Here is a 24602-nt window from a genome sequence, read left to right as displayed (position 1 = left end):
GCAGAGTTCGTCTGCCCTGTGGGGTCTTATTCGATTATTGAGCAGCGGCAGCCAATGCATCCATACGGCGATTTAACTCAGCTAACTGGTTATCGATCTCTTTAATTTTGGCGGCTTTGTCAGCAGCGCTCATATTTGAGTCGTTAACCAATTTGATGCGGTTTTTGAAAAGCACCAACTGGCGAATCGGTAGTAATTGATCATCGCTAGATGCTTTGAAAGGTGCCCACTGGAGTGATTTAAGAATATCCAGCTCTTTGGCGTCATTGGTTTTTCCATAGCTCATCATAAAGTCATAAACTTTGCCTTTTACTTCTTCCGGCAAATTCTTACGCCATACAATAGGGTCTGAAGGGATAAGCGGTGATTTCCAGATGATCTTTACCTCATCCAGCTTTTCCGGATTAGTACGTTCGATTCGACCTAAGCTTTCAGTGTTGTTAGTTGCAACATCAACCTGACCATTAGCCACTGCGAGGAAGTTCGATTCATGGCTAGCATTGGTCATGCGCTTAAACGCTTTTTTCGGGTCAACACTGTTCTTGGCAAACACATAGTAGCTAGGTACGAGGAAGCCAGAAGTTGAGTTAGGGTCGCCATTGCCAAAGCTAAGTTCGGCACTATGCTTTAGCATGTCTTCGACATTGTTGATCTTATGGTTGTCCTTGTGTGCAATTAGCAAGCTCCAGTATCCTGGGTTACCTGTCACATCAACGGTTTGAGCGAAAATTTCACCGCCGGCGCGATCCACGGCTTCCATTGCTGACTTGTTGCCATACCATGCAACATCGACCTTATCAAAACGCATACCTTGGATGATGCCCGCATAGTCAGATGCAAAAAAGGGTTTAACTTCCATGCCTAGTTTTTTAGACATATCTTCCAGGAAAGGGACCCAAATAGTTTTTAGGTTCTGTGAAGATTCTGTAGAGATGATGCCGAAGTTCAGGGTTTTCATCTCTTCAGCCTGAGTAAGGGCAGCGCCTGCAATGGCTGTAGTCAATGTCAGGCCAGTAGCCAGTTTAGACAGCAGTGATTTTAATTTCATGGATCGAGCTCCAGAGTGGGTTAGTTTTTAAACAGGGTTGAGTTGGTAGTTATCAGAAGTCTTTGGTAAAGATGCGGCATCCTGCTGCTGTGTAGCCTGTGGGGTTCCATAAATGTGTGTTAGCTTTTCCGCGCTTAATACGTTCATATCGCCAATGAAGAAAATCTCTCCCTCTTTAAGTGCAACGGCTGTACGGCAATATTTTTGGGCGTAATCAACTTGGTGTAAGGTCACAACGACCGTGATATCGTCGTCTTGATTAATGCGCTGCAGGGTTTCCATGACTAGACGGGATGATTCAGGGTCCAAAGAGGCAATAGGTTCATCGGCGAGAATAATATCGGCCTTTTGCATCAATGCTCGGGCAATGGCTACCCGTTGTTGTTGTCCGCCGGAAAGTTCTGATGCTTTATGCAGGGCAAAGTCCTTTAGGCCGACTCGATCCAGTGCCTCTAGCGCAGCGCGTTTTTCCTCTTCCGTAAACCAGCCTAGTAGGCTGCGATAGCTTGGGATTCGGCTGAGCCCACCGATGAGTACATTGGTCATAACAGATAAGCGATTGACAAGATTAAACTGCTGGAAGACATGACCTATGCGGGCGCGGTTAGCGCGAATGTTTTTGTTAAGACGACCATTACGTTGGATATCATGGTCGAATACACGGTACAAACCCATCCGTGTCTTTGTTGGCGAGTGTCAGCCCTGAAATATGTCTCATCAGTGTTGACTTACCTGAGCCCGAAGGGCCTATAAGGGCAACCATATCGCCGGATGCAACCGTTAGATTGATCCCTTTAAGTGCGATGCTGCTTTTTGAAAATGTTTTTTTCAGGTTATGTATTTCGATGACTGACATTCAGGATTCCTCATGGCTTTATGAGTATCCTATGGGCGAGATGTGACAGATCAGTTATCTAGACATGTCGGTTTTATGAAGCGTTTGTGACAGGAATATGTATTGGAAAAAAAGAACCCAGCAAAAGCCGGGTTCTGATGAGGGGGTAAACTCTGTTACTGAACCGTTATAGTTCTTACCGTGGTTACTTTTCCAGCATAAGCAGTGCCAGGGTATGAGGTTGTTTGACCATTGATAGTGACATTAACGGTAAACGGTATTGAACTAGGGCCGCCGGTATTACAGGCCTCGTAGAAATCGACCTCTATTACATAGTTCCCTTTTGGCGCTGTCGTCCAAGATATGTTCTCTGTTTTACCATTGGCGTAGTTATAACATTGGTTATCCCAATCCAAAGAACCTCCCGTTGACGAACTCGTATTATCCCAGTCGATCAACTCACCATTAGGATCAGTAACGCGAATGTCCAAGTCAACAGGGGAAGCGCTACTGTTCCATGTTAAGCTGACATTGAGCGCTCCCGCCTTGCTGCCCGGTGTCGCTTCGGAGTTACATGCGCAACGTTCTGAAGATAAGCCATGATAGCTACCTACTTGCTCTAGATTAGAGACATAGATCGTGGGTGAACAAAACAGGCCATTCTCATCATAGGGTACAAAAACATCCTTGATTATCTTACTGCCGATGAATTTAGGGGTGGCTATCTGGTTAGTACGGGAAACCTCCTCAATGCACACATCATAGTTACCAGGAGGAATATGCCATTTAGCCGTTGGCCCAAGGTCCTGATTAGTATAAGCGGTGACTAGGCCCTGAAACTGGCTTTGATAGGGGAACGCATCAGGGAATGTAAGATAGTTCACTTTATCAACACAGAATAACTTGTTCTCATAAGCTGAAGCCCCTGTGTTATCCACCAAAATACATTGGTTAGAAAACAGACCGCGTGGAGCTGATACTAAGAACGGTGATGAAAAATGTGTCGTATAGGCTTTTACCGTGTTAGTGCCTGCATCATACTCGCCACCCAGATTTTGAAGAGTGCCATCCTCATTTTGGATATACATAGCCAATTGATTGCCCGGTATATTGCTGGTAACAGGTAATGTCACTGCCACTGGCGTCTGAAAAACATGGCCGGAGGGTGATAGCTTGTACACTTTAGAGGCTAACGCGGTGCCTACTGGTATTGTTACCTTCGCAGTGGTGTCCACCCCCATAGTGATAGAGAGTACACCAGACTCCCCAGAGGGGGTATTAGCGACGGCTCCGACGGGTACTTCTAATTTCGCGCCGCCAGAGGTGGCAATGCTTCCCGCTGTATTTGTAGCAACTGTGACAGACTTTTGCTCTGGCAGTTGACCATTGTTTGTTGATGCTTCGGTAGAACACATGGCGACACCTTCTGCGGCCCAACCAAGCGCTGTCATATCGCTTTGGATATTGCTCAACGTCATATAACGATGATTTGAATCGTTATTAGCAAAACCGTTGTTATAGGATCTCAACACTGGCACACCCGAAGCGCAGACACCATTAACCGGTGTTTCTATATAAAAAGCGATGCCCTCGTACTCCCAGCCGGGATCGTTTGCTTTGACATATTCACACTCCTCCGGGCTAGCAGTATAAAAGTGAGAGTTCGGCCCTCTGCCGTAGAAACGACAAACCGCTTTAGCTGAACTTGGAGCTTCGCCAGCTGTTGGCCATGCTTTAAAAGACTGGCCGGTACGAATCCAGTTACCGCCAGCCCCACCGTTATCTAATATTTGCGTTTCCCCAGATGTAATAAAGTAATGACCAAGAATAGGGTGGTAATACTCTACAACATCAACGCTTCCTGCTTGGGTTGCTGAAGAGAAAGTGCACAAACTCCAGCAGCTTATAAGTGCTAGTGCTTTCTTTGTAGTTATCATTTTAATCAGCCTCCACTGTTCATATCTTGCCTATAAGTAAAATATGACTTTTGCTTATTCTTAGCACTCGTTATCAAAGCGAAGGATGATGAAGATCAATATTAGTATCTAGTTATTTAGTTGTATCTGATGTTATTTGTGAAGAAATAAAAAAGCCGCTGAAATTCAGCGGCTTTGATGGAAGAGAGTCAAGTGTTAGACAGCTTCTTTCTCTTGCTCTTTTTTACCTTCTTTTTTCATCTTATTTACCCAGAAGTCAGCGTCTTCGATGCCTAATTTTTCAGGATCGAAAGTGTACTTCGTTACACCGGCTTTGCGCTGCGCTTCATAGTCTTTAAGCGCTTTAATAGCAGGTTTAGAGATAAAGAAGATGATTAAGATACCAACGATATTCAGCCAAGCCATTAAGCCTACGCCTACGTCACCTAAGCCCCAAGCTAAGTTTGCTGTTTTAACTGTACCGTAGAAAGTAGCAGCTAAAAGCACAAGTTTTAGCAGGAAGTCAAAGCCAGGCAGCTTCAGTGAGCGCTTAAGGTAAGCGAGGTTAGTTTCTGCAATGTAGTAGTAAGCTAAGATAGTTGTGAAAGAGAAGAAGAATAACGCCAACACAATGAAAGGCTTACCTACACCAGGTAGTACCTGTTCTACTGCCGTTTGAGTGTAAGCAGGGCTGTTTGCTGCGATATCAGCGGCGATGTTTTGTACAAGGAATACGCCTTCTGCAGCACCGTGTACGTTGTATGCACCAGTAATAAGGATCATAAACGCAGTTGCAGAGCAAACGAACAAGGTATCAATATAAACCGAGAAGGCTTGAACCAGACCTTGCTGAGCAGGGTGGTCAACTTCTGCCGCAGCTGCAGCGTGAGGGCCAGTACCTTGACCGGCTTCGTTGGAATATACGCCACGCTTTACACCCCAGCCAATCGCAGCACCAAATCCAGCCATAGGCGTAAACGCATCAGAAATGATCATGCCAATGATGCCGGGTAATTGCTCAAGATTGAGTGCTACAACAGAGCAAGCGATAACAATATAAGCAAGTGCCATAAAAGGAACGACAACCTGCGTAAAGCTCGCGATACGCTTTACACCACCGAAGATAATGAAGCTTAAAATCAGCACGATGCTAATAGCAGCAATGATTTTAGTGAAACTGAGATCGCCCATAGAGGTGCTGATCATAGCGCCTGAGCCAAAAGCAAGCTCAGCTGCGTTACCAATACCATTAGACTGAACACCAGGTAGCATAACGCCACAAGCCATAATAGTTGCAATTGCAAAAATCCAGGCAAACCACTTTTGTCCCATCGCTTTTTCAAAGTAAAAAGCAGGGCCGCCACGGTATTGGCCTTCATGTTCTTCTTTATAGATCTGACCTAGAGCTGATTCAGTATAAGCAGTTGCCGCTCCTAAAAAGGCAACGACCCACATCCAAAAAACTGCACCTGGGCCGCCAAAGCCGATCGCGGCTGCGACACCAGCGATGTTACCTGTACCAACACGTCCTGACAGAGAAACCGCCAGTGCCTGGAAAGATGAGATACCTTTGTCAGAACTGTTGCCAGAAAACAGCAAGCGCCACATTTCGCCGAACATACGAACCTGAACGAAACGGGTGAGAATTGAGTAAAATAAGCCTGCGCCGAGGCACAAGTAGATGAGTGCAGGACTCCAGATGATTCCGTTTAGAGAATCGACAATTGATTGCATATGACCATGTCTCCGAAGGGGTGATGCGCGCAAGGCGCTAGTTAGAATTATTGTCCCGAGATTCTATAGATAAATACGCAGAGGATTTTTGGGTTTTTAAGAGGTTTTTTGGGGGATGTTTTCTGTAAAAGAGGAAAATGAGAATATTTTACTAAAGTAGGGGCTAAGGGTTAGCCCCTGATAATTATGCTAGCGGATGTATTGCTGGCTGATATGTCTAAATTCGGGAGTGCCTGCTTTTTGCAGCCATTCAAATGCAACCATCTCACGAGTGACTATGTGGATACCACAGGCTCTCATTCTTTGAAGCGCGCAAGCTTTATCCGTGGGGTTTCTTGAAGATATACAATCTTCTACAACAAAGACTTCTCTGGCTTGTTGCCTTAATTGAATAGCCGTTTGCAGTACACAAACATGTGCTTCCATGCCTATGACGACAACTTGGTCAGGTCGTTTGTTATTGATGGCTTGGTTGCAAGCAGGTTCTGACATACATGAGAAAAACGTTTTCTCCATGTAGGTGCTATCAGTTAATACCTCTTTAAGTGCTTCAATTGTATGGCCTAACCCTTTTGGGTACTGCTCGGATGTGAACACGGGTACTTTCAAAAAGTTAGCAATTTCAATTAACCACTTACTGTTTTCTACCAATGTTTCTCGTTGGTGAATGGCAGGGACTAGCTTGTCCTGTATATCAACAACCAGCAGACATGATTTATCGGGGTGAATGAGCATCCTGTTCTCCTTTTGTCTTCAGACAAGCGCTAAGAAAGAGCCCTTATTAGCTTCAGTTTGGTTGATTGGCTGAAATAGGCTTAATAATAATTAGGTAGCTGAGTAACGCTAAAGTTCCCATAGCGGCAATGCTGGCTGCCATAACCGTTGGCGTCCCTGTATGGCTATGGCCAACTATCAAGCCCACGACGGCAGCTATGGCTGACTGGGTAAAACCTAGCAGTGCTGAGGCTGTACCTGCCATTTTTGGGAAGGGGCCCATAGCACCGGCCATTGCTTGGGGCATCACCATACCTACAGCTATCATAAAAACGACCTGGCAGCTGATTAGCCAATACAAGTTGTGTATTGAAAGTAACGATGCGCTAAGCATTGCACCCCCTGCGATTGTGGCGATGGATGTGCCTAACACTAGCATTTTATTAATACCCAATTTGGGGCCTAACCTTTGGGCAAGCTGTGTGCCTGTCATGTAGCCTAAAACAACGGCGGTGAAGTAGAAGCCGTAGTTCTTCTCGGGTACACCGAAGAAGTCGATCAAAACAAAAGAGGAGCCAGATAGAAAAGAAAACAGTCCTGAGAATGTAAAACTGCAACACAAGGTATAACCTAAAAACACTCGGCTGCTGATTAATTCGCCGTAATTTCTCAGGATAGCGCTGGGCCTTAGGCTATTAACATTTTCAGGTTGCAGAGATTCTCTGATTTTAAAGAAAATCATGAGCGTGACTATAGCTCCGTAGACACCTAGAAAAATAAAAATGGCACTCCAGTTAAATACCAGCAGCATATAACCACCAATAATGGGAGCAACCGCAGGGGCTAAGGCCATGATGGTGCCCATCATAGATAGTACGCGTGCCGATTGGGTAGGGCCATAGATATCCCGAATCATGGTGCGGCCTAATACTGGCCCGCCACAAGCTCCCAGTGCCTGTAAAAAACGATACAGAATCAGCTCTTCAATGCTGGTCGCTGTCGCACAGCCGAAAGAGGCTGCTGTAAACAACACTAAACCACCCAGCAGGATAGATTTTCTTCCAAACCGGTCAGCGAGTGGGCCATACAGAAGCTGGGCAAAGGCAAAGCCTGCAAAAAAGATGGATAAAGTGATTTGAACTTGATCAACAGAGGCATTCAGTTCATCGGTAAGCCGGGGAAGTGAAGGTAAGTACATATCGGTGGAAAGAGGGCCAAGTGCGACGACCGATGCGAGAAGTAAAATAGTAGCTAAAGATGTAGGTACGAACATGGTTGATCCTTTATATCTATAGCGGGTTACTCTAGCGAAATATAATGATCTGTAACAACATCGATTACGGCAACAGATTATTGCGTGAAAAGAAAAAAGGCGGAATCCTCCGCCTGAAGGGCATCGTGCAAAAGTACCAAACAACCTATAAGCAAACCAATGATGGAGAGCAAGGTCGACGAGTGGGTGAATTTTATACATAAGCATAAAGGGATACAATATTTAAACCTGTTTAATGTGTTTATGTATCAAAATAATTGTTGTATTGTTCTCTCATATAGCATGCCACTCCTACAGATTAACGACAGAGAATCATCATGAGCGAAGCATTGAATACCCTGTTTGCCAAACATCAGGACACCCTGAACGCCGCTACCCATGCCATCAAAACCCGTGACTACTGGAGCCCTTACCCAGAAAACCCCAGCCCACGGGCCTATGGTGAAACCGCCAATGCCGATGGCGAAGCCGCGTTTAAAAGCTACCTGAACCAATCCTTCGCACTGGCGATGCCCGGAATCACCGGCGAAGCGGGCAGTGAAGTCTCTCCTTACGGTATTGACCTGAATATCAAATACCCGCTGGTAGACTTGGATGTACTATTACCGGCCATGAACGATGCTCGCAAAGCTTGGCGTGGCGTGGGCCCGCAAGGACGTGCCGCGATCTGCTTAGAGATACTAGAACGCATCAACCAACGTAGCTTTGAAATTGGCTATGCGGTGATGCACACCTCCGGCCAAGGCTTCATGATGGCTTTCCAAGCGGGTGGCCCCCATGCACAAGACCGTGGCCTAGAAGCCGTTGCCTACGGCTACGAAGCGATGATGCATACCCCCGCGAATACCGTCTGGACCAAGCCTCAGGGTAAACATGACCCACTGGTACTCAACAAAACCTACACCGCTGTCGGCCGCGGTATCGGCTTAGTGATTGGTTGTTCCACCTTCCCAACATGGAACACCTACCCAGGCCTGTTCGCTGACTTAATTACGGGCAACCCGGTGATTGTCAAACCCCATCCAGCCGCCATACTTCCTGCCGCGATCAGCGTCAAAATCGCACAGGACGTACTCACCGAAAACGGCCTACCGGCGCACATCGTCTCTATGGTGATTGATGCAGACCCCGCTAAGCCTTGCACCGCCGACCTTGCAAAACGTGACGAGATCAAACTGATCGACTTCACCGGCAACACACCGTTTGGTAACTGGCTAGAAGCGAACTGCACCCAAGCGCAGGTCTACACCGAGAAAGCCGGCGTGAACACCATCATCATCGACTCCAGTGATGACTACAAAGGGATGCTCCGCAACCTATCGTTCACCCTCAGCCTCTACTCTGGGCAGATGTGTACCACCCCTCAGGATATCTTCGTACCTAAAGGCGGTATCGATACAGACCAAGGCCACAAAACCTTTGATGACGTTGCCAACGACATCGCCAGCGCCGTCAGCAAATTCTTATCCGATCCTGAACGTGCTGCTATGGTACTGGGTGCTATCCAAGCCCCGGTCACCGCTGAGCGTATCGAAAACAGCAAAACACTGGGTAACGTTCTGCGGGAATCCGAAGCACTCACGCACCCGCACTTCCCGAACGCACGCGTACGTTCACCGCTGTTGATGAGCATCGATGCTGACCAAGCAGACACCTACATGCAAGAACTGTTTGGCCCCATCAGTTTTGTGGTAAAAACCGACAGCACCGCACACTCCATCCAATTGGCCAGTGAAGCGATTAAAACCCACGGCGCCATCACCCTAGGATGCTACAGCAACAACGACAGCGTACTGGACAGCATTGAAGAAACCGCCTTGGATGCCGGCGTTGCCCTAAGCTGCAACCTGACCGGTGGCGTGTTCGTCAACCAAAGCGCGGCTTACAGTGACTTCCATGCCACGGGCAGCAACCCAGCGGCGAATGCGTGTTTATCCGACTTGGCGTATGTAGCGAACCGCTTCCGAGTGGTACAGAGCCGTCGTCATCCAAAGTGAGCTTGAGTGCTGAGGAATAAAACAATGAGTTACGAAACAATATTAGTAGAAGTTAAGCAAGGCGTAGGCATCATTACGCTGAATCGCCCTAAAGTAATGAACGCATTGAATAAAACGTTGACCTTTGAAGTGGGTCAAGCCGTTGATGCACTTGAGAAGGATGAAGAAGTCGGCTGTATCATTATTACCGGTGGTGATCAGGTATTTGCAGCAGGTGCTGATATTAAAGAGATGAAGGACTTATCTTTTCATGAGCTGCATATGGCTAACTTTCCTTACATTCAGCGGGATTGCTGGCGTGCTATAGATGACGCGCGTAAGCCTGTTATTGCAGCCGTTGCCGGGTTTGCATTGGGTGGTGGTTGTGAAATGACCATGGCTTGCGACTTTATCATCGCTGCGGATACGGCGAAATTTGGACAGCCAGAAATCAGTATCGGAACGATACCTGGTGCAGGTGGTACGCAGCGCCTAACTAAAGCTGTTGGCAAAGCAAAAGCTATGGAGATGTGCCTAACAGGTCGCATGATGGATGCTCAGGAAGCTGAGCATTGCGGCTTGGTTTCTCGTATTGTACCAGCGCAAGAGCTATTAGAAACAGCGTTTAAAACAGCTCGCAAAATAGCCTCTAACTCCCGCCCTGCGGTTATGATGATCAAAGAGTGCGTGAATATGGCGGTTGATGCAGACCTAGGTGATGGTATTGCGTTTGAACGACGTAACTTTGCAGCTTCGTTTGCGTTTGAGGATTGCAAAGAGGGTATGAACGCGTTCGCTGAAAAGCGAAAGCCTGAGTTTAAACATCGTTGATCTGAAATAGAGGACTCACATGCTTGAAGGTAAAAAAGTCTGGATTACAGGGGCTAGCTCTGGCATAGGGGAGGCCACGGCGAGGTGCTTGGCAAAAGCGGGGGCTGAGTTAGTACTCAGTGCTCGCAGGGCTGAGCGCTTGGCGGTTCTAGCTGCTGAATTATCAGCAACGGGTGCGAAGGTACGCGTTGAGCCGGTAGATGTCTCAAGTCGTGCTGCAATGCAAGCCTTGGGTGAAAAGCTTGAAGAGGCTGGCGGCATTGATATTTTGATCAACAACGCAGGTACTATGCCCATAAGCCCTATTCTGGCTGGTCGAGTGGATGAATGGGAGCAGATGATTGATGTAAATATTAAAGGCGTCCTCTATGCAATACATGCGGTGTATCCGGGCATGGCAAAGCGAAAAGATGGACATATTGTTAACATAAGTTCTATCGCTGCTCGACAGACTTACCAAAGCGCAGGTGTTTATGCAGGTACTAAACATGCAGTCAGGGCGATATCCGACACACTAAGAAAAGAAGCAATTCGTTATGGTGTGCGAGTGACTGATATTCAACCTGGTGCGGTTGATACTGAACTGCCAGATAGTATTAATCACGATAAAATTCGCGAAGCTGTTAAGGCTAACATGTATGCAGAGGGTTCGGAGATCCTTAAGCCTTCTGACATTGCTAACGCTATCTTTTATGCGATCACTCAACCCGCCTATATTGATGTGAGCGAGCTTCACATACGCCCCGTAATCCAAGAAAATTGACCCTATAGTGACATAACAAAGCTGAGTGTGTGCTTTGTTATGTCTATAAACTTTTATCTGAGCGGGGCTGTGTGATAAGGTCGCGACCATTCTTTTGATCATGAGCGCTATCGTACTCAAGGAGTTTGAGGGTGTATTCACTGTTGATATTTGATTGGGATGGTACGGTAATGGACTCCACTGACCGAATCGTTTCCAGTATCCAATCCGCCGCGCAGGATTTGGATTTGCTTGCGCTGCAAGATCACGAAGCAAGGGAGATCATAGGGCTTGGATTGAGGGCAGCGATACAGCAACTCTACCCCGGTATTAATGACGCCTTGATCGAGCCTTTAAAAGAGCGCTATTCATACTATTATTTAGAGGCGGATCGAACGCCTACCAGTCTATTTCCTGGGGCTAAAAAGACACTGGAAAGCCTGCATGAAAAGGGCTTTAGGCTTGCTGTGGCAACCGGAAAAAGCCGTCGAGGCTTAGATAGGGTCTTAGCCGAAACCGGTCTAGGTTGGCTATTTGAAGTGACAGCTTGTGCTGATGAGACGGCTTCCAAGCCTAAGCCTGACATGCTAATGGATATATTTCAGCGAACTGGGGTCGAACCTGAGCAGGCTGTTATGATCGGAGATACGGAATTTGATCTTGAAATGGCGGTACGTGCAGGTGTGGATAGAATGGCGGTTAGTTATGGAGCGCATCATATAGAGCGTTTGCGTAAGTATCAGCCGATATTGGAGATTCACAATTTTCATGAGTTAGAAGCGTGGCTAGATGACAACGCAGGAGAGAATAAGTGACGGATAATCACTGGGGCGAACAACAGGATAGTGGTTTAGAAAAGGAGCTTAGCCGTGCCCGAGAAAAAGGCTCAGGCAAAGAATGGAAGCTGATAGAAAAGATGCTCAATGGGCTATTTGTTGAGCAGAGGCGAGCACGTAGGTGGGGTATCTTTTTCAAAGTACTAACGTTTGCGTACTTGTTTGCGTTATTAGCAGTGTTTTTCATGGGTAGAAACATTACAGATGATATTACCGGCGAAAATGTTGAGCATACCGCTGTTATTGAAGTGATGGGCCCTATTTCGGCAGAAGAAGAGGCTAATGCCGATAGCTTGGTTTGGTCACTACGAGAGGCCTTTGAAGCTGATAACTCAAAAGCTGTTATCTTGCGTATTAATAGCCCAGGTGGTAGCCCTGTACAGGCCGGTTATGTATACGATGAGGTTAAACGTCTGCGCGCGCTTTACCCTGAAAAGCCTTTATATGCTGTCATTATGGACATAGGTGCATCAGGCGCTTATTACATCGCTGCGGCAGCCGATGAAATCTATGCGGATAAAGCTAGCTTGGTCGGTTCTATCGGAGTGATTTCGGGCGGATTTGGGTTTGTTGATCTGATGGATAAAGTTGGTGTTGAACGTCGAGCAATGACGGCGGGTGACAATAAAGGCTTCCTTGATCCGTTTAGTCCAATGAAGGAGAGCGATAAAGTGTTCTGGCAGTCGGTTTTGGATACAACGCACCAGCAGTTTATTGATCAGGTTAAAAAGGGACGTGGAGACAAGCTAAAAGAGGATCCTAAGTTGTTCTCGGGTCTAGTTTGGACGGGGGAACAGGCATTGGAGAAGGGCTTGGTCGATGGATTGGGGAGTACTAGTTATGTCGCACGTGAAGTTGTTGGTGTCGAAAAAATAGTAAACTACTCCCCGAAAGTCTCCCGACTCGAGGAGATGATTGATCGATTAGGTGTATCTTTCGGTAAAACCGTAGCTACCAGCTTGGGTTTGAGCAACGGTTTATCCATACGCTAAAGGCAAATGGGCTTGTTAGTTTACAAAACTGACAAGCCCGCTTTTTCCAGCATGGTTGTTAATTTAATTAAAGGAAGCCCTATCAGCGCGTTAGGGTCTTCACCTTCTAACTTTTCAAAAAGAGCAATGCCTAACCCCTCGGATTTGAAACTTCCTGCACAGTTTAGGGGTGACTCTCTATCAATATAGCTCTGGATTTGAGAGTCGCTTAGTGTTCTGAAATACACATGGAAGGGTACGATATCGACTTGAGTGCTGCCTGACTGGTTATCATGGAGGGCAAGGCCCGTTAGAAAAGTAACCTTTTTTCCTGAACAGGCTGTCAATTGCTGGATAGCATTTTCCCGAGTACCCGGCTTGCCTAATATGTGTTGGCCAAGCACAGCGACTTGATCTGAACCGATTATCAGAGCACCGGGAAATTGGTGCTTAAGTGCTTCAGCTTTTGATTGGGCAAGTCGAAGCACCAGTTGTTGCGCGGTTTCTCCGGGTTGCTGAGATTCATCAATATCTGGACTGGCGCATAAAAAGGGCAAACAAAGCTTTTCCAACAAGGCATGTCGATAAGTAGAGCTTGAGGCCAGAACCAGAGGCTGCATGTTTCTTTTTCCTAAAGGGTTATCTATTTATGAATGAAGGCGTAAAATAGTAACGCTTTTTTTTAATAATGGAACCCGTTTTCCTTTGACAGGAGGGCCTTAGAGCCCTAGAATTGCGCGCTTATGTCGTACGGTAACTTACCGAGAATAATTGACCCGCGAAAGCTTGCTGAGCGGGAGATACGGTTGACAGGTACAGCCAGTGTAGAAAAGATGCCGCGTCTGGCGTCCTATCTTTGTGGAGATAGCGATGTTGTGGATGTCGATTTGCTTTTTTCTCTGGATGAATTAAGGATCCGTATTATTACAGGCAATGCCAAAGGTCGTGTACACATGACTTGCCAGCGTTGTCTAGAACCGGTCGAAGTCGATGTCCAGGCAGAGTTCAATCTGGCTATCGCGTTCAACGAAGATAAGGCAAAACAACTGCCTAGATACTATGACCCGTTGATCGTTGAGGACGAAGAGATCGAATTGTTGGACATTGTTGAAGAGGAATTGATCCTCAGTCTGCCTTTAGTTCCATACCATGCAGACTGCAGTATTCAGACCCAATTCGGCGATGAGGATATGGCTAAAGAAGCCGAAATAGAGAAACCGAACCCGTTCAGCGTATTGGCCCAGCTGAAGGCCGATAAGAAATGATTTAGGAGTTAGCTAACCATGGCAGTACAGAAAAACAAAAAGTCTCGTTCACGTCGTGACATGCGTCGTTCGCACGATGCACTTTCTGGTCCGACTTTGTCTGTAGACGCAACAACTGGTGAAACGCATCGTCGTCACCAAGTGACAGCTGACGGTTTCTACCGTGGCCGTCAGGTTGTAAACAACGATAGCGAATAATTTCGTTGTCAAATCGCGTCATTCTATCGGTTGATGCGATGGGCGGGGACTTCGGTCCCCGTGTTACCCTTCCTGCTTGCACTTCTGTTTTAAAAAAACATCCTGCGCTTGAAATTCTCCTTGTCGGCGAAGCTGATTTGCTGAATAAGCAATTAGGGCGTATGCGTTTGTCTGATGATATCAAAGCTCGCTTAACAATTGTCGCTTCAGGTGATTCGGTGCAGATGGATGACAAGCCTTCGGCTGCTATTCGCCATCGTCAGGATTCATCGATGGCTGTGGCTGTGAAAATGGTTGCAGAGGGCAGCGCCGCAGCTTGCGTAAGTGCGGGAAATACGGGGGCTTTGATGGCGTTTGGTCGTCAGCATTTAAAAATGCAGCCCGGTATTGATCGACCTGCGATTATTGCATCTGTGCCAACGATGCAAGGGCATTGTTACATGCTCGATTTGGGGGCTAATGTGGATTGCAGCGAGGAGCATTTACTGCAGTTTGCGATTATGGGAAGTGTTATGTTTGAGGCTCTTGAGGGTGTCCCTGCACGTATTGGTCTTTTGAACATTGGTGAAGAAGCTATTAAGGGAAATGAACAAGTACGCCTAGCCCATGAACTAATACGTCAGCAGAAAGGGTTAAATTATATCGGTTTTATAGAAGGTAATGATGTCTTTGCGGGAAAGGCGGATGTTATTGTTTGTGATGGCTTTGTTGGTAATATCGCACTAAAAAGTAGTGAAGGGTTGGCTAAATTGATCTCTCGTAAAGTACGTCGAAGCTTTACGCGAAACTTATATAGGCGCTTGCTCGCTTTTTTGGCTTACCCTGTATTGCGTGAGTTACAAGAGCAAATGGACCCTTCTCGGCGAAATGGGGCTACTTTGTTAGGGTTGCAGGGTATTGTGATGAAGAGCCATGGTGGCGCTAACAAAAACTGCTTTGCTTATGCGCTTGAGCAAGCCATTATCGAGGTAGAGCAAAACGTACCCAGTAAGATCAGTGAGCGGTTGGCTTCATATCTCACGTCCAAAGATCAATAGGGCGTTCTAATTCCTGCTTAATATTGTAAACTACAACCTTTTTGTAGCATAACATTCATTATGTTCGTGTATAGAGTTCAATGAGTAGAGGGCATCTAATGTCGCAGTCTGTTGCATTTGTTTTTCCGGGCCAAGGCTCCCAACATTTGGGGATGTTGGCTGATTTGGCGTCTGAAAACCCAATTATTCAAGCGACTTTCTCGGAAGCTTCCGGCGTTTTGGGATATGACTTGTGGAACCTAGTTCAACAAGGGCCTGAAGCTGAATTAAACCAGACAGATAAAACCCAACCTGCTCTTTTGACCGCAGGCGTAGCATTATGGCGGCTTTGGCAGGAAAAGGGTGGAAAACAACCGGTAATGATGGCCGGACATAGCTTAGGTGAGTACACTGCGTTGGTGTGTGCAGGTGCTATTTCATTGGTAGATGGTGTTAACTTAGTACGGCTGCGTGGTGAGTTTATGCAACAGGCTGTTGCAGAAGGCAGTGGTGCAATGGCGGCCATTCTTGGGTTAGCAGATGATGCGATTGTGGCAGCTTGTGAGTCTGCTCAAGAAGGACAGATAGTATCCCCTGTAAACTACAACTGCCCAGGGCAGGTGGTTATCGCAGGTGAAAAAGATGCGGTTGATCGTGCCATTGTCGCCTGTAAAGCGGCGGGTGCTAAACGTGCAATCCCTTTGGCGGTGAGCGTTCCATCACATTGTGCCTTAATGAAGCCTGCTGCCGAGCAGTTGGCTGACGCATTGGCTGCTATTGAGGTAACAATGCCCAGTATTCCTGTGATTCAAAATGTGTCTGCATCCGTACCAAGCAGCATTGAGGTGCTTAAGGCTAACCTTTTGACGCAGCTTTATAGTCCTGTATTGTGGACGAACAGTGTACAGTCCATGGTAGATCAGGGTGTTGATATCACTCTGGAGTGCGGTCCGGGTAAAGTGCTATCTGGCTTAAATAAGAAAATTCATAAAGCATTAGTGGTGCAGGCTATTAATGAACCAGCGGGTCTCGACGCTGCTTTGACACTTTGAGAAGGAATACACGATGAGTATTGAGGGTAAAGTTGCGCTGGTAACAGGTGCGACACGTGGTATTGGTAAGGCGATTGCGCTTGAGTTGGGTCGTCAAGGTGCAGTCGTGGTAGGCACGGCAACCAGTGATACAGGGGCACAGTCTATTAGTGACTACCTTGCTGAAGCAGGCATTCAAGGGCGTGGACTGACGTTAGATGTTTCTTGCGCAGAGTCGGTGGAATCTGTCGTTAAATCCATACAGGAAACGTTTGGACCTGTTGCGATTCTCGTCAATAATGCAGGCATCACGCGTGATAACATCATGATGCGCATGAAAGATGATGAATGGGATTCTGTTCTTAACACTAATTTGACTTCTGTCTATAGGGTCGTAAAAGCTTGCTTGCGTGGTATGACAAAAGCGCGCTGGGGGCGTATCATCAGTGTCAGCTCTGTCGTGGCTTCTATGGGTAATGCCGGTCAAGCTAACTATGCTGCTGCAAAATCAGGAATGGAAGGTTTCACTCGCGCTTTAGCAAGGGAAATCGGTTCGCGTAATATTACAGTGAATTGTGTGGCACCTGGATTTATTGATACAGATATGACCAGTGGCCTTCCAGAGGAGCACAAAGCGGCTCTGCAATCACAGATTCCTATGAATCGTCTGGGACGTCCAGAAGAGGTTGCATCGGTCATCGGATTTCTTGCCAGCGAAGGTGGGGCGTATGTTACCGGTGAGTCTATTCAGGTGAATGGCGGCATGTACATGAGTTAAATCAGAGTATTTGACTGAAAGAATTGTTTTTTTCGGCGATTTGTTGATAATTGGCCGTCAGCTGATATGAATTTAAACACACCTCCTTGCTAAGGCAGGGTTGGTTCTAATAAAATCACGATTTCGTACCTTCGGTGTGAAGGGTTGATAAAAAGATAGGAAGAGTTATGAGCAATATTGAAGAGCGCGTTAAGAAGATCATCGCGGAACAGCTGGGTGTTAAAGAAGAAGAAGTAACTAACGAAGCTTCTTTTGTTGAAGACTTAGGTGCTGATTCTCTGGATACCGTTGAGTTGGTTATGGCTCTGGAAGAAGAGTTCGAAACTGAGATTCCTGATGAAGAAGCTGAAAAGATCACAACTGTTCAGCTAGCAATCGATTACGTAAACGCTCATCAGTAATCGACTCGTCATTGAGATCAAGGTTTGACCGAAAAGCCGCATCTATTCCGTAGAGTGCGGCTTTTCTATTTCTATAGATTTTAGACTGGAGTGACGTTATGTCTCGAAGAAGGGTGGTAGTTACCGGATTAGGTATGTTGACACCGGTAGGTAACACTGTTACGGGTACTTGGGAGAGTATTCTCGCTGGAAAAAGTGGCGCTGCAGCGATCGAGCATTTTGATGCTTCCCAGTTTTCTACACGTTTCTCTGCTTCGGTTAAAAACTTCGATGTCTCGGAATATATGAGCCCGAAGGATGCCCGAAAAATGGATCTCTTTATCCAGTATGGTATGGCGGCTGCATCTCAAGCGATCAAGGATTCAGGTATCGAGGTGACTGATGCAAACGCAAGCCGTATCGGTTGTGCTATTGGCTCTGGCATTGGCGGCTTAAGCCTAATCGAAAGCACTTACAATACCCTGAAAACCAGCAGCCCACGACGTATATCCCCCTTCTTTGTACCTGGTAGTATCATCAATATGATATCGGGCAACTTGGCAATTCAATATGGATTCAAAGGGCCAAATATCGCTATCACTACCGCTTGTACAACGGGTACGCACAATATTGGTTCGGCAATGCGTATGATTCAGTATGGTGATGCAGATGTTATGTTGGCCGGTGGTGCGGAGATGGCGACGACAGAGCTGGGTGTTGGGGGCTTTGGTGCTGCGAGGGCGCTTTCGACTCGTAACGATGAGCCACAACGTGCCAGCCGTCCTTGGGATAGAGATCGTGATGGATTTGTACTAGGTGATGGTGCCGGTGTTGTTGTTATTGAAGAGTATGAACATGCCAAAGCACGAGGCGCTCAGATTTACTGTGAATTGGTAGGTTTTGGTATGAGCGATGATGCGCATCATATGACAGCACCTCCCGAAACGGGCGAAGGTGCAGCAAGCTCGATGGCGAATGCTATTCGTGATGCGGGCCTGAATCCTGATCAGGTGCAGTATATCAATGCGCACGGCACCTCGACTCCGGCTGGAGACCTAGCTGAAACGAATGCAGCGAAGTTGGTTTTTGGATCATCCGTTGCGAATGTTCGAATGAGCTCTACCAAATCGATGATTGGACACCTATTAGGCGCTGCTGGGGCGGTTGAAGCGATCTTCTCGATTCTAGCTATTCGAGACCAGGTAGCTCCTCCAACGATTAATTTGGACAACCCATCTGACGGGTGTGACCTGAATTACGTCCCCCATCAAGCGCAAACGTGTGAGATTGAGGCTACCGCTTCTAACTCTTTTGGGTTTGGTGGTACGAATGGCACACTGGTTTTCCGTAAAATCTGATGATAAGGGCCGTAAGGCCCTTATCGCTATTTCATAGGATGGGCGCTATTCGTTCTGCTGCAATATTAGTCAATGGACAATTTTCCTCCTCGGTATCTGCCGCTGACCGTGGTCTTAGTTACGGAGATGGTTTGTTTGAGACTATTCAGATTCGAAAGGGTAGAGCACTGTTATGGGATGATCATATACAACGGCTCCATCATGGGTGTATCCGCCTTGGAATCTCTACTGAAGGTTTGCGCCAACGAATTGAAGCGGATTTTCAGGTATTACTGACGACTGTCGATAACGCTAAGTATGCTCATGGGGTGTTTAAGGTCATAGTTACGCGCGGAGAAGGTCTTCGGGGTTACTTTCCTACACCTGATAATCCTACTACCACTGTTAGCCAAATAAGCAGTGCACCGGATTGGTCTCAGCAATCACGGCATGGAATTTCAGTACGTACATGTAAGACCCCTCTATCCATTAACCCCTTACTTGCTGGAATTAAGCACCTTAATCGACTGGAACAGGTTATAGCCCGAGGGGAGTGGGATGATCCATTTATTGCTGAAGGGCTGATGATGGACACTGAGGGCTTTCTGGTAGAAGGTACGATGAGCAATCTGTTCTTTATTCGTGATAGTGTTTTGCACACACCGCTATTAGACCGGTGCGGCATAGTCGGTGTTGTAAGGCAGGCTGTATTGAAAATCGCGCAGAAAGAGGGTATTCAGACCCGTGAAGAGCGTTATCGTTTAGATGATCTACTTCAGTCTACCGAAGTTTTCCTATGTAACTCGGTGATAAACATCTGCCCTATCGTTCGCTTGGGAAACACAACATGGCCGGTAGGAAGGCTCACTCAAACATTACAGTCGTTGCTTGAAAAGGAATATTGCGTTTGAAAGCTTTGTTGAAATTATCTGTTGTTCTGTTACTGGTGGCTATGACCGTTGCGTATTGGCTGTGGCAGGATATGAATCGTTATATTAAATCCCCTCTAGTACTTTCAGAGCCTGTTTCCTCATTTATCGTGCCTAAAGGAAGTTCTTTTAATCAACTGCTAATGAAGTTGGAAGGTGAAGGTATTATCACTAAGCCGCTTTATTTTAAAATTTTTGCGACCTTAGAGAAACTTAGCCATCAAGTGAAAGCAGGTGAGTACCGTATTGATGAGAATATGACGCCTAAGTCGCTTTTAATGTTATTCGTGTCGGGCAAAAGTGTTCAGCATTATTTTACAATTATCGAAGGCAGTACCTTTGCTCAGGTCAGGCAAGCGCTTGAGAAACACTCTGATATCCTAGCGATCGAACTGAGTGATAAAAGTGATAGGGAGATACTGGAGGCGATTGGTGCTAAAGAGCTTCACCCTGAAGGTCTGTTTTTGGCAGAAACCTATGGTGCTGAAAGAGGTACAAGCGATCTAGATATTCTTAAGCGTAGCTATCGTGCTCAGCAGGACTTGTTGCGTTCTTTATGGGAAAAGCGAAATAAAGACCTACCTTACGCAACTCCTTATGACGCTTTGGTTATGGCATCAATAGTAGAGAAAGAGACTGCCGTACCTGAAGAGAGACCTGTTATTGCTGGTGTGTTTGTAAAGCGTTTAAATATCGGTATGAAGTTGCAAACCGATCCTACCGTGATTTATGGTATGGGGGATAAATATCAGGGTAATATTACACGCAAGGATTTACGAACACCGACCCCTTACAATACCTATACAATAGAGGGGCTACCGCCTACGCCGATTGCAATGGTGGGACCAGAAGCGATTCAGGCTGCATTAAATCCAGAGGTGGGTAAATGGCTCTATTTTGTAGCGAAAGGTGATGGCACTCATCAGTTTTCCGCATCACTTAAAGACCATAATAGAGCCGTCAGGGCTTATCAATTAAAACGCAAGCAAAGTTACCGATCTACGCCGGAGTCATGATGAGCAGTCAAACAACAGGTCGCTTTATCACCATTGAGGGCACAGAAGGTGTGGGCAAGAGCACCAATATTGAGTTTATTGAAGCCTTCCTTAAAGAGCGAGGCATTAATCTGTGCCTAACAAGGGAACCCGGTGGTACCCCCTTGGCTGAAGAGATTCGTGAATTGTTACTTGCTCCTCGCGAAGAGACTATGTGTGATGATGCTGAGATCTTGCTCGTCTTCGCTGCGCGTGCCCAACATATAAACCAAGTGATTAGACCTAAGCTAGAAAAGGGCCATTGGGTCTTAAGCGATCGCTTTACCGATGCAACCTTTGCTTATCAAGGAGCAGGACGGGGCATCTGTTGGGATCGTATACAGCAACTTGAAGCCTATGTTCAAGGAGAGTTAAGGCCGAACTTGACGCTGCTATTAGATATGCCTGTTGAGTTAGGTATGGAGCGAGCGAAATTGCGCAGCGCCCCCGATCGTTTTGAACAAGAAAAACAGGCGTTTTTTGAAAAGGTCCGCCAAGGCTACCATCATCGCATGCGAGCGGAACCTGATCGTTTTGCATTGATTGATGCCTCTCAATCATTATCGAATGTACAGGAACAAATTGCAGCGGCTTTAGAAAAGCATCTGGGGCTTGTTTAATGGAAATAAGTGATCGTTATCACTCATTAAATGCGGTTGTTTATCCTTGGTTTGACGGCCAGTGGCAGCGGGTATTAAAGCTGTTTAATGACCAGCGTCTTCCTCATGCGTTGCTATTAAATGGTATGCCGGGTATCGGGAAGGTGCGTTTGGCGGAAGCGATCGCAGGTTATGTGATGTGCCATCAACCCCTGAATGATAAAGCATGTGGGGAGTGTCGTAGTTGTCAACTACTCAATAGCAGTGGCCACCCTGATCTTTATTTCCTACAGCCTGAAGCGCCGGGTAAGGCGATTAAGGTGGATCAGGTGCGCCAATTAACCGAATTTATGCATAATACTTCTCAGCAAGGTGGGTATAGGGTTGTATTGTTAGAGCCTGCTGAAGCGATGAATACCTCCGCAGCAAACGCATTGCTCAAGACTTTGGAAGAGCCAGGTAGAGACACGCTCCTCATTTTGATTACCCATCAGCTTGGTCAGGTTATGCCGACTATTAAAAGCCGTTGCCAGCGTTTGGATTGTCATCTTCCAAATTCTGAGGTGGCCGCTAATTGGCTATCTGCTGAGTTAGAAATCGATACGGATGCCGCCCGTAAATTGCTGAATATTGTGCATGGTGCACCTATTGCCGGGCTGACCTTTAAGAAGGAAGGGCTGCAAGCCTTGAGAGCTGATTTCTTAACCGCATTACGTGATTTGCTCAGACAGAAAGTGACGCCACTTGAGGTCGCTAGCCAATTTAGTAAAGAGGATATAGAGCAGCTTTTAGGCTGGCTTCATGGTCTATTAGCTGACATTACCCGTATTCTGATGACACAAAATAATGATATGATACGCAACGTTGATATGCTTAAAATGCTGTCAGGTGTTGCCAAGCATACAACGCCAGAGAAAGTTTTCACTTTGTCTGATTTCGTTCAGAGCGAATGTTTGGGGTTGCAACGAAGACAAAACCCAAATAAACAGTTATTGTTAGAACGTACACTAATCGACTGGACAGCACTAGTACGGTCGTAAGAGGGAGTTTCAAGGAGCCGATGTCAGTAGTTCCTCGTATAAGTCACGGCATTCTGTCGCTCAATATAGAGACTAAGGAAGATCTCTACAGAGCTTATATGCCCTTCGTTACTAATGGAGGCATATTTATACCCACGCCCCGCGCTTATCAATTAGGCGAGGAGGTATTCATGCTGCTCACATTAATGGATGAGCCCGATAAAGTCCCAGTTACGGGAAAGGTGATCTGGGTGACCCCTAAAGCGGCACAAGGTGGTAAGCATCCAGGTATCGGTATCCAGTTCTCAGCAGAAGATACCGCTTTAGTACAAAAAATTGAGACTTACCTTGCGGGTGCTTTAAATTCTGGCCGCCGTACCAACACACTTTAATACAGATTTTCTTCCTATGTTTATCGATTCACATTGTCATCTCGACAAGATTGATCTATCTCTCTACAACAATAACTTCTCAGCCATGCTGGACGCAGCACATGAGCGAAATGTTTCCCGTTTGCTATGCGTCTCAATAGATTTAGAACAGTTTCAAGGCATGTATGAGATGATTGCAGAGAACGAAAACGTTTTTGCCTCTGTTGGTGTACACCCGCTACATGTCGAAAATGAGAATGGGATCGTATCTGAATCGCACCTGCAAGCATTGCTTGCAGATCATCATCGTGTGGTAGCACTGGGCGAGAGTGGTTTAGATTACTATTATCAAACCGAAACAAAAGCTTATCAGCAACAAAGCTTTATCAATCACCTAAGGGTGGCTGATCAATCAGACCTGCCGGTGATTGTGCATACCCGGGATGCCCGTGAAGATACCTTGCGTTTAATAAAGGAACACGGTGGCGATGCTGGTGGAGTGCTGCACTGCTTTACCGAATCAGTAGAGATGGCAAAAGCCGCATTAGATTTAAACTATTACATCTCGTTTTCAGGAATTATCACGTTTAAAAATGCTCAAGAGTTACGTGATGTCGTTAAAACGATACCGTTGGAGCGTATTTTAATCGAAACTGATGCCCCTTATTTAGCTCCGGTACCACATCGCGGCAAGAAAAATGAGCCAAAGTATGTAGTTGAAGTGGCACAGTGTATTGCCGATCTAAAGGGTGTGTCTATAGAGCGGGTTGCTGAGACGACATCAGCAAATTTCTACCAGTTGTTCAAGCGTGCAAAACAACTGGAAGCCAATTAAGCGTTAGGAGGCTCAGAATGTGGACGATGCCACCTGTTAGCTACATAGAACCTCTTTTTCGGCCACCGAGTGAGGCGCGTTCCTTGATTCTGCAAGTGACTAACGGTTGCAGTTGGAACCATTGTGCTTTTTGCGAAATGTACACGGCTGAGCAAAAAAAGTTTCGGCCAAAGCCTGAGTCTGAGTTGATCGAAGAGATAAAAAGATGCGGTGAACAACTATCGGGTATTCGTCGTGTGTTTCTCGCTGATGGTGATGCAATGGTACTGTCCTACCGTCGCTTGAAAACGATATTGGAAGCGATTCGGCAGTACTTGCCATCGGTCTCTCGTGTAACAGCTTATTGTTTGCCGCGAAACCTGAATAATAAAACCGTAGCGCAGTTGGCTGAACTGCAGGCCTTGGGGTTGTCTATGGTGTATGTGGGCGTCGAAAGTGGCGATGATGAAGTACTCTCGATCATCAATAAAGGCGAAACCTGGCAAACCACCCATGATGGGCTTCATAAACTGCAGCTTGCGGGTATTAAGCGATCAGTGATGGTCATTAATGGACTTGGTGGCTCGCTTTATAGTGATCAGCATGTTCGAGAAACAGCACGCTTAATGAACGCAACACAACCTGAATACCTAGCGAGTCTGGTGCTGTTTTTCTCACAGGGAGATCAGCGCTATAAAGCTTCTTTTACTGGGAAGTTTCATGCAATGGATTCAGTTGAGTTATTTAAAGAGATGAAGCACTTTATCTCGCTGTTGGAGATGAAGAAAACGATTTTTCGTAGTGATCATGCATCGAATCTCTTGGCGCTCAAAGGGGTGCTCGGTGCCGATAAGTCAAAATTTTTAATGCAGCTGGATCAGGTGATTGATAACCAGCACAGTGTATTTTTACGGGACCCTTCCTACCGAAGTCTTTAATCCTTCCTTCTTTGGTG

Annotated in this window: 27 protein-coding genes; 19 read left to right on the top strand and 8 right to left on the bottom strand. The window is 46.5% G+C overall.

Annotated elements, in window-relative coordinates:
* Nucleotides 1–34: 34 nt before the first annotated feature.
* The 7 genes from phnD to F0U83_RS10215 all read right to left on the bottom strand — a co-directional run bounded on the left by phnD (nt 35) and on the right by F0U83_RS10215 (nt 7520).
* The gene (gene phnD, locus F0U83_RS10240) at nt 35–1048 is read right to left on the bottom strand and encodes a phosphonate ABC transporter substrate-binding protein (RefSeq protein WP_138987631.1); all 1014 of its coding nucleotides are present in this window, start codon (nt 1046–1048) and stop codon (nt 35–37) included.
* Between the two features lie 27 nt (nt 1049–1075).
* Nucleotides 1076–1723, bottom strand: coding sequence for a phosphonate ABC transporter ATP-binding protein (locus tag F0U83_RS10235; RefSeq protein ID WP_211343665.1), 648 nt, complete (start codon nt 1721–1723; stop codon nt 1076–1078).
* Nucleotides 1695–1904 carry an ATP-binding cassette domain-containing protein gene (locus F0U83_RS17330; RefSeq protein WP_211343666.1) on the bottom strand — a complete coding sequence of 70 codons (210 nt, stop codon included), beginning with the start codon at nt 1902–1904 and terminating at the stop codon, nt 1695–1697. Before F0U83_RS17330 ends, F0U83_RS10235 begins: the two co-directional genes overlap by 29 nt.
* A 155-nt stretch (nt 1905–2059) precedes the next feature.
* Nucleotides 2060–3820, bottom strand: coding sequence for a hypothetical protein (locus F0U83_RS17165; protein ID WP_211343667.1), 1761 nt, complete (start codon nt 3818–3820; stop codon nt 2060–2062).
* A gap of 195 nt (nt 3821–4015) precedes the next feature.
* Nucleotides 4016–5533, bottom strand: a complete 1518-nt coding sequence (locus tag F0U83_RS10225; protein ID WP_138987632.1) for an alanine/glycine:cation symporter family protein — start codon at nt 5531–5533, stop codon at nt 4016–4018.
* Nucleotides 5534–5722: 189 nt separating this feature from the next.
* The gene (locus tag F0U83_RS10220; RefSeq protein ID WP_138987633.1) at nt 5723–6268 is read right to left on the bottom strand and encodes a hydrolase; all 546 of its coding nucleotides are present in this window, start codon (nt 6266–6268) and stop codon (nt 5723–5725) included.
* A 52-nt stretch (nt 6269–6320) separates the two neighbouring features.
* On the bottom strand, nt 6321–7520 hold the full coding sequence (locus F0U83_RS10215) for a Bcr/CflA family multidrug efflux MFS transporter (RefSeq protein ID WP_138987634.1): 1200 nt from the start codon (nt 7518–7520) through the stop codon (nt 6321–6323).
* Between the two features lie 317 nt (nt 7521–7837).
* Between F0U83_RS10215 and paaN the strand changes: the two genes are divergently transcribed.
* The 5 genes from paaN to F0U83_RS10190 all read left to right on the top strand — a co-directional run bounded on the left by paaN (nt 7838) and on the right by F0U83_RS10190 (nt 12897).
* Nucleotides 7838–9517 (top strand): phenylacetic acid degradation protein PaaN, encoded by a 1680-nt coding sequence (paaN, locus tag F0U83_RS10210; protein WP_138987635.1) that lies wholly within the window; start codon nt 7838–7840, stop codon nt 9515–9517.
* A 24-nt stretch (nt 9518–9541) separates the two neighbouring features.
* Entirely contained in the window at nt 9542–10327 is a 786-nt protein-coding gene (locus F0U83_RS10205) for an enoyl-CoA hydratase-related protein (RefSeq protein WP_138987636.1), read from the top strand.
* 19 nt (nt 10328–10346) lie between these two features.
* The gene (locus F0U83_RS10200) at nt 10347–11090 is read left to right on the top strand and encodes an SDR family oxidoreductase (RefSeq protein ID WP_138987637.1); all 744 of its coding nucleotides are present in this window, start codon (nt 10347–10349) and stop codon (nt 11088–11090) included.
* 131 nt (nt 11091–11221) lie between these two features.
* On the top strand, nt 11222–11884 hold the full coding sequence (locus F0U83_RS10195) for an HAD family hydrolase (protein WP_211343668.1): 663 nt from the start codon (nt 11222–11224) through the stop codon (nt 11882–11884).
* A complete protein-coding gene (locus F0U83_RS10190) occupies nt 11881–12897 on the top strand; it encodes a S49 family peptidase (RefSeq protein ID WP_246077746.1) in 1017 nt (338 codons plus the stop codon). Before F0U83_RS10195 ends, F0U83_RS10190 begins: the two co-directional genes overlap by 4 nt.
* 20 nt (nt 12898–12917) lie before the next feature.
* Here the strand turns inward: F0U83_RS10190 and F0U83_RS10185 are convergent, their stop codons facing one another.
* Nucleotides 12918–13496, bottom strand: coding sequence for a Maf family protein (locus tag F0U83_RS10185; protein WP_138987639.1), 579 nt, complete (start codon nt 13494–13496; stop codon nt 12918–12920).
* Between the two features lie 123 nt (nt 13497–13619).
* Here F0U83_RS10185 and F0U83_RS10180 point away from each other — a divergent pair, with 123 nt between their 5' ends.
* The 14 genes from F0U83_RS10180 (at nt 13620) to F0U83_RS10115 (ending at nt 24585) form a co-directional block, all read left to right on the top strand.
* Nucleotides 13620–14141 (top strand): YceD family protein, encoded by a 522-nt coding sequence (locus F0U83_RS10180; protein WP_138987640.1) that lies wholly within the window; start codon nt 13620–13622, stop codon nt 14139–14141.
* Between the two features lie 18 nt (nt 14142–14159).
* Nucleotides 14160–14339: a 50S ribosomal protein L32 gene (rpmF, locus tag F0U83_RS10175; protein ID WP_138987641.1), complete on the top strand. Its 180-nt coding sequence runs from the start codon at nt 14160–14162 to the stop codon at nt 14337–14339.
* Nucleotides 14340–14344: 5 nt separating this feature from the next.
* Nucleotides 14345–15376, top strand: a complete 1032-nt coding sequence (plsX, locus tag F0U83_RS10170) for a phosphate acyltransferase PlsX (protein ID WP_138987642.1) — start codon at nt 14345–14347, stop codon at nt 15374–15376.
* A gap of 98 nt (nt 15377–15474) precedes the next feature.
* Nucleotides 15475–16407: an ACP S-malonyltransferase gene (gene fabD, locus F0U83_RS10165; RefSeq protein ID WP_138987643.1), complete on the top strand. Its 933-nt coding sequence runs from the start codon at nt 15475–15477 to the stop codon at nt 16405–16407.
* A gap of 13 nt (nt 16408–16420) precedes the next feature.
* Nucleotides 16421–17164, top strand: coding sequence for a 3-oxoacyl-ACP reductase FabG (gene fabG / locus F0U83_RS10160; RefSeq protein ID WP_138987644.1), 744 nt, complete (start codon nt 16421–16423; stop codon nt 17162–17164).
* Between the two features lie 167 nt (nt 17165–17331).
* Nucleotides 17332–17565: an acyl carrier protein gene (gene acpP, locus F0U83_RS10155; protein WP_127695795.1), complete on the top strand. Its 234-nt coding sequence runs from the start codon at nt 17332–17334 to the stop codon at nt 17563–17565.
* Nucleotides 17566–17663: 98 nt separating this feature from the next.
* Complete coding sequence (fabF, locus tag F0U83_RS10150; RefSeq protein WP_138987645.1) at nt 17664–18902, top strand: beta-ketoacyl-ACP synthase II; 1239 nt, start codon at nt 17664–17666, stop codon at nt 18900–18902.
* A complete protein-coding gene (gene pabC / locus F0U83_RS10145; RefSeq protein ID WP_138987646.1) occupies nt 18902–19792 on the top strand; it encodes an aminodeoxychorismate lyase in 891 nt (296 codons plus the stop codon). Before fabF ends, pabC begins: the two co-directional genes overlap by 1 nt.
* A complete protein-coding gene (mltG, locus tag F0U83_RS10140) occupies nt 19789–20826 on the top strand; it encodes an endolytic transglycosylase MltG (RefSeq protein WP_138987647.1) in 1038 nt (345 codons plus the stop codon). Before pabC ends, mltG begins: the two co-directional genes overlap by 4 nt.
* On the top strand, nt 20826–21464 hold the full coding sequence (gene tmk, locus F0U83_RS10135) for a dTMP kinase (RefSeq protein ID WP_138987648.1): 639 nt from the start codon (nt 20826–20828) through the stop codon (nt 21462–21464). The genes mltG and tmk overlap by 1 nt, the downstream gene beginning before the upstream one ends.
* Nucleotides 21464–22483, top strand: a complete 1020-nt coding sequence (locus tag F0U83_RS10130; protein ID WP_138987649.1) for a DNA polymerase III subunit delta' — start codon at nt 21464–21466, stop codon at nt 22481–22483. The genes tmk and F0U83_RS10130 overlap by 1 nt, the downstream gene beginning before the upstream one ends.
* A gap of 20 nt (nt 22484–22503) precedes the next feature.
* On the top strand, nt 22504–22854 hold the full coding sequence (locus F0U83_RS10125; protein ID WP_138987650.1) for a PilZ domain-containing protein: 351 nt from the start codon (nt 22504–22506) through the stop codon (nt 22852–22854).
* A gap of 16 nt (nt 22855–22870) precedes the next feature.
* A complete protein-coding gene (locus F0U83_RS10120) occupies nt 22871–23668 on the top strand; it encodes a TatD family hydrolase (RefSeq protein ID WP_138987651.1) in 798 nt (265 codons plus the stop codon).
* A gap of 17 nt (nt 23669–23685) precedes the next feature.
* Nucleotides 23686–24585, top strand: coding sequence for a radical SAM protein (locus F0U83_RS10115; RefSeq protein WP_138987652.1), 900 nt, complete (start codon nt 23686–23688; stop codon nt 24583–24585).
* Nucleotides 24586–24602 lie beyond the last annotated feature (17 nt).

The organism is Neptunomonas concharum (assembly GCF_008630635.1).
Taxonomy (GTDB): domain Bacteria; phylum Pseudomonadota; class Gammaproteobacteria; order Pseudomonadales; family Balneatricaceae; genus Neptunomonas; species Neptunomonas concharum.
This window is presented reverse-complemented; position numbering and strand designations above follow the sequence as displayed.

What these genes read in the sequence shown, in the direction of transcription:
- F0U83_RS10125 (WP_138987650.1), top strand. Translation starts at nt 22,504, where the DNA reads ATGTCAGTAGTTCCTCGTATAAGTCACGGCATTCTGTCGCTCAATATA.
- tmk (WP_138987648.1), top strand. Translation starts at nt 20,826, where the DNA reads ATGAGCAGTCAAACAACAGGTCGCTTTATCACCATTGAGGGCACAGAA.
- F0U83_RS10220 (WP_138987633.1), bottom strand. Translation starts at nt 6,268, where the DNA reads ATGCTCATTCACCCCGATAAATCATGTCTGCTGGTTGTTGATATACAG.
- F0U83_RS10130 (WP_138987649.1), top strand. Translation starts at nt 21,464, where the DNA reads ATGGAAATAAGTGATCGTTATCACTCATTAAATGCGGTTGTTTATCCT.
- F0U83_RS17165 (WP_211343667.1), bottom strand. Translation starts at nt 3,820, where the DNA reads ATGATAACTACAAAGAAAGCACTAGCACTTATAAGCTGCTGGAGTTTG.
- pabC (WP_138987646.1), top strand. Translation starts at nt 18,902, where the DNA reads ATGATAAGGGCCGTAAGGCCCTTATCGCTATTTCATAGGATGGGCGCT.
- F0U83_RS10225 (WP_138987632.1), bottom strand. Translation starts at nt 5,533, where the DNA reads ATGCAATCAATTGTCGATTCTCTAAACGGAATCATCTGGAGTCCTGCA.
- F0U83_RS10115 (WP_138987652.1), top strand. Translation starts at nt 23,686, where the DNA reads ATGTGGACGATGCCACCTGTTAGCTACATAGAACCTCTTTTTCGGCCA.
- acpP (WP_127695795.1), top strand. Translation starts at nt 17,332, where the DNA reads ATGAGCAATATTGAAGAGCGCGTTAAGAAGATCATCGCGGAACAGCTG.
- rpmF (WP_138987641.1), top strand. Translation starts at nt 14,160, where the DNA reads ATGGCAGTACAGAAAAACAAAAAGTCTCGTTCACGTCGTGACATGCGT.
- F0U83_RS10235 (WP_211343665.1), bottom strand. Translation starts at nt 1,723, where the DNA reads ATGGGTTTGTACCGTGTATTCGACCATGATATCCAACGTAATGGTCGT.
- fabF (WP_138987645.1), top strand. Translation starts at nt 17,664, where the DNA reads ATGTCTCGAAGAAGGGTGGTAGTTACCGGATTAGGTATGTTGACACCG.
- F0U83_RS10200 (WP_138987637.1), top strand. Translation starts at nt 10,347, where the DNA reads ATGCTTGAAGGTAAAAAAGTCTGGATTACAGGGGCTAGCTCTGGCATA.
- F0U83_RS10215 (WP_138987634.1), bottom strand. Translation starts at nt 7,520, where the DNA reads ATGTTCGTACCTACATCTTTAGCTACTATTTTACTTCTCGCATCGGTC.
- F0U83_RS17330 (WP_211343666.1), bottom strand. Translation starts at nt 1,904, where the DNA reads ATGTCAGTCATCGAAATACATAACCTGAAAAAAACATTTTCAAAAAGC.
- fabD (WP_138987643.1), top strand. Translation starts at nt 15,475, where the DNA reads ATGTCGCAGTCTGTTGCATTTGTTTTTCCGGGCCAAGGCTCCCAACAT.
- phnD (WP_138987631.1), bottom strand. Translation starts at nt 1,048, where the DNA reads ATGAAATTAAAATCACTGCTGTCTAAACTGGCTACTGGCCTGACATTG.
- fabG (WP_138987644.1), top strand. Translation starts at nt 16,421, where the DNA reads ATGAGTATTGAGGGTAAAGTTGCGCTGGTAACAGGTGCGACACGTGGT.
- F0U83_RS10185 (WP_138987639.1), bottom strand. Translation starts at nt 13,496, where the DNA reads ATGCAGCCTCTGGTTCTGGCCTCAAGCTCTACTTATCGACATGCCTTG.
- F0U83_RS10205 (WP_138987636.1), top strand. Translation starts at nt 9,542, where the DNA reads ATGAGTTACGAAACAATATTAGTAGAAGTTAAGCAAGGCGTAGGCATC.
- paaN (WP_138987635.1), top strand. Translation starts at nt 7,838, where the DNA reads ATGAGCGAAGCATTGAATACCCTGTTTGCCAAACATCAGGACACCCTG.
- F0U83_RS10180 (WP_138987640.1), top strand. Translation starts at nt 13,620, where the DNA reads ATGTCGTACGGTAACTTACCGAGAATAATTGACCCGCGAAAGCTTGCT.
- F0U83_RS10120 (WP_138987651.1), top strand. Translation starts at nt 22,871, where the DNA reads ATGTTTATCGATTCACATTGTCATCTCGACAAGATTGATCTATCTCTC.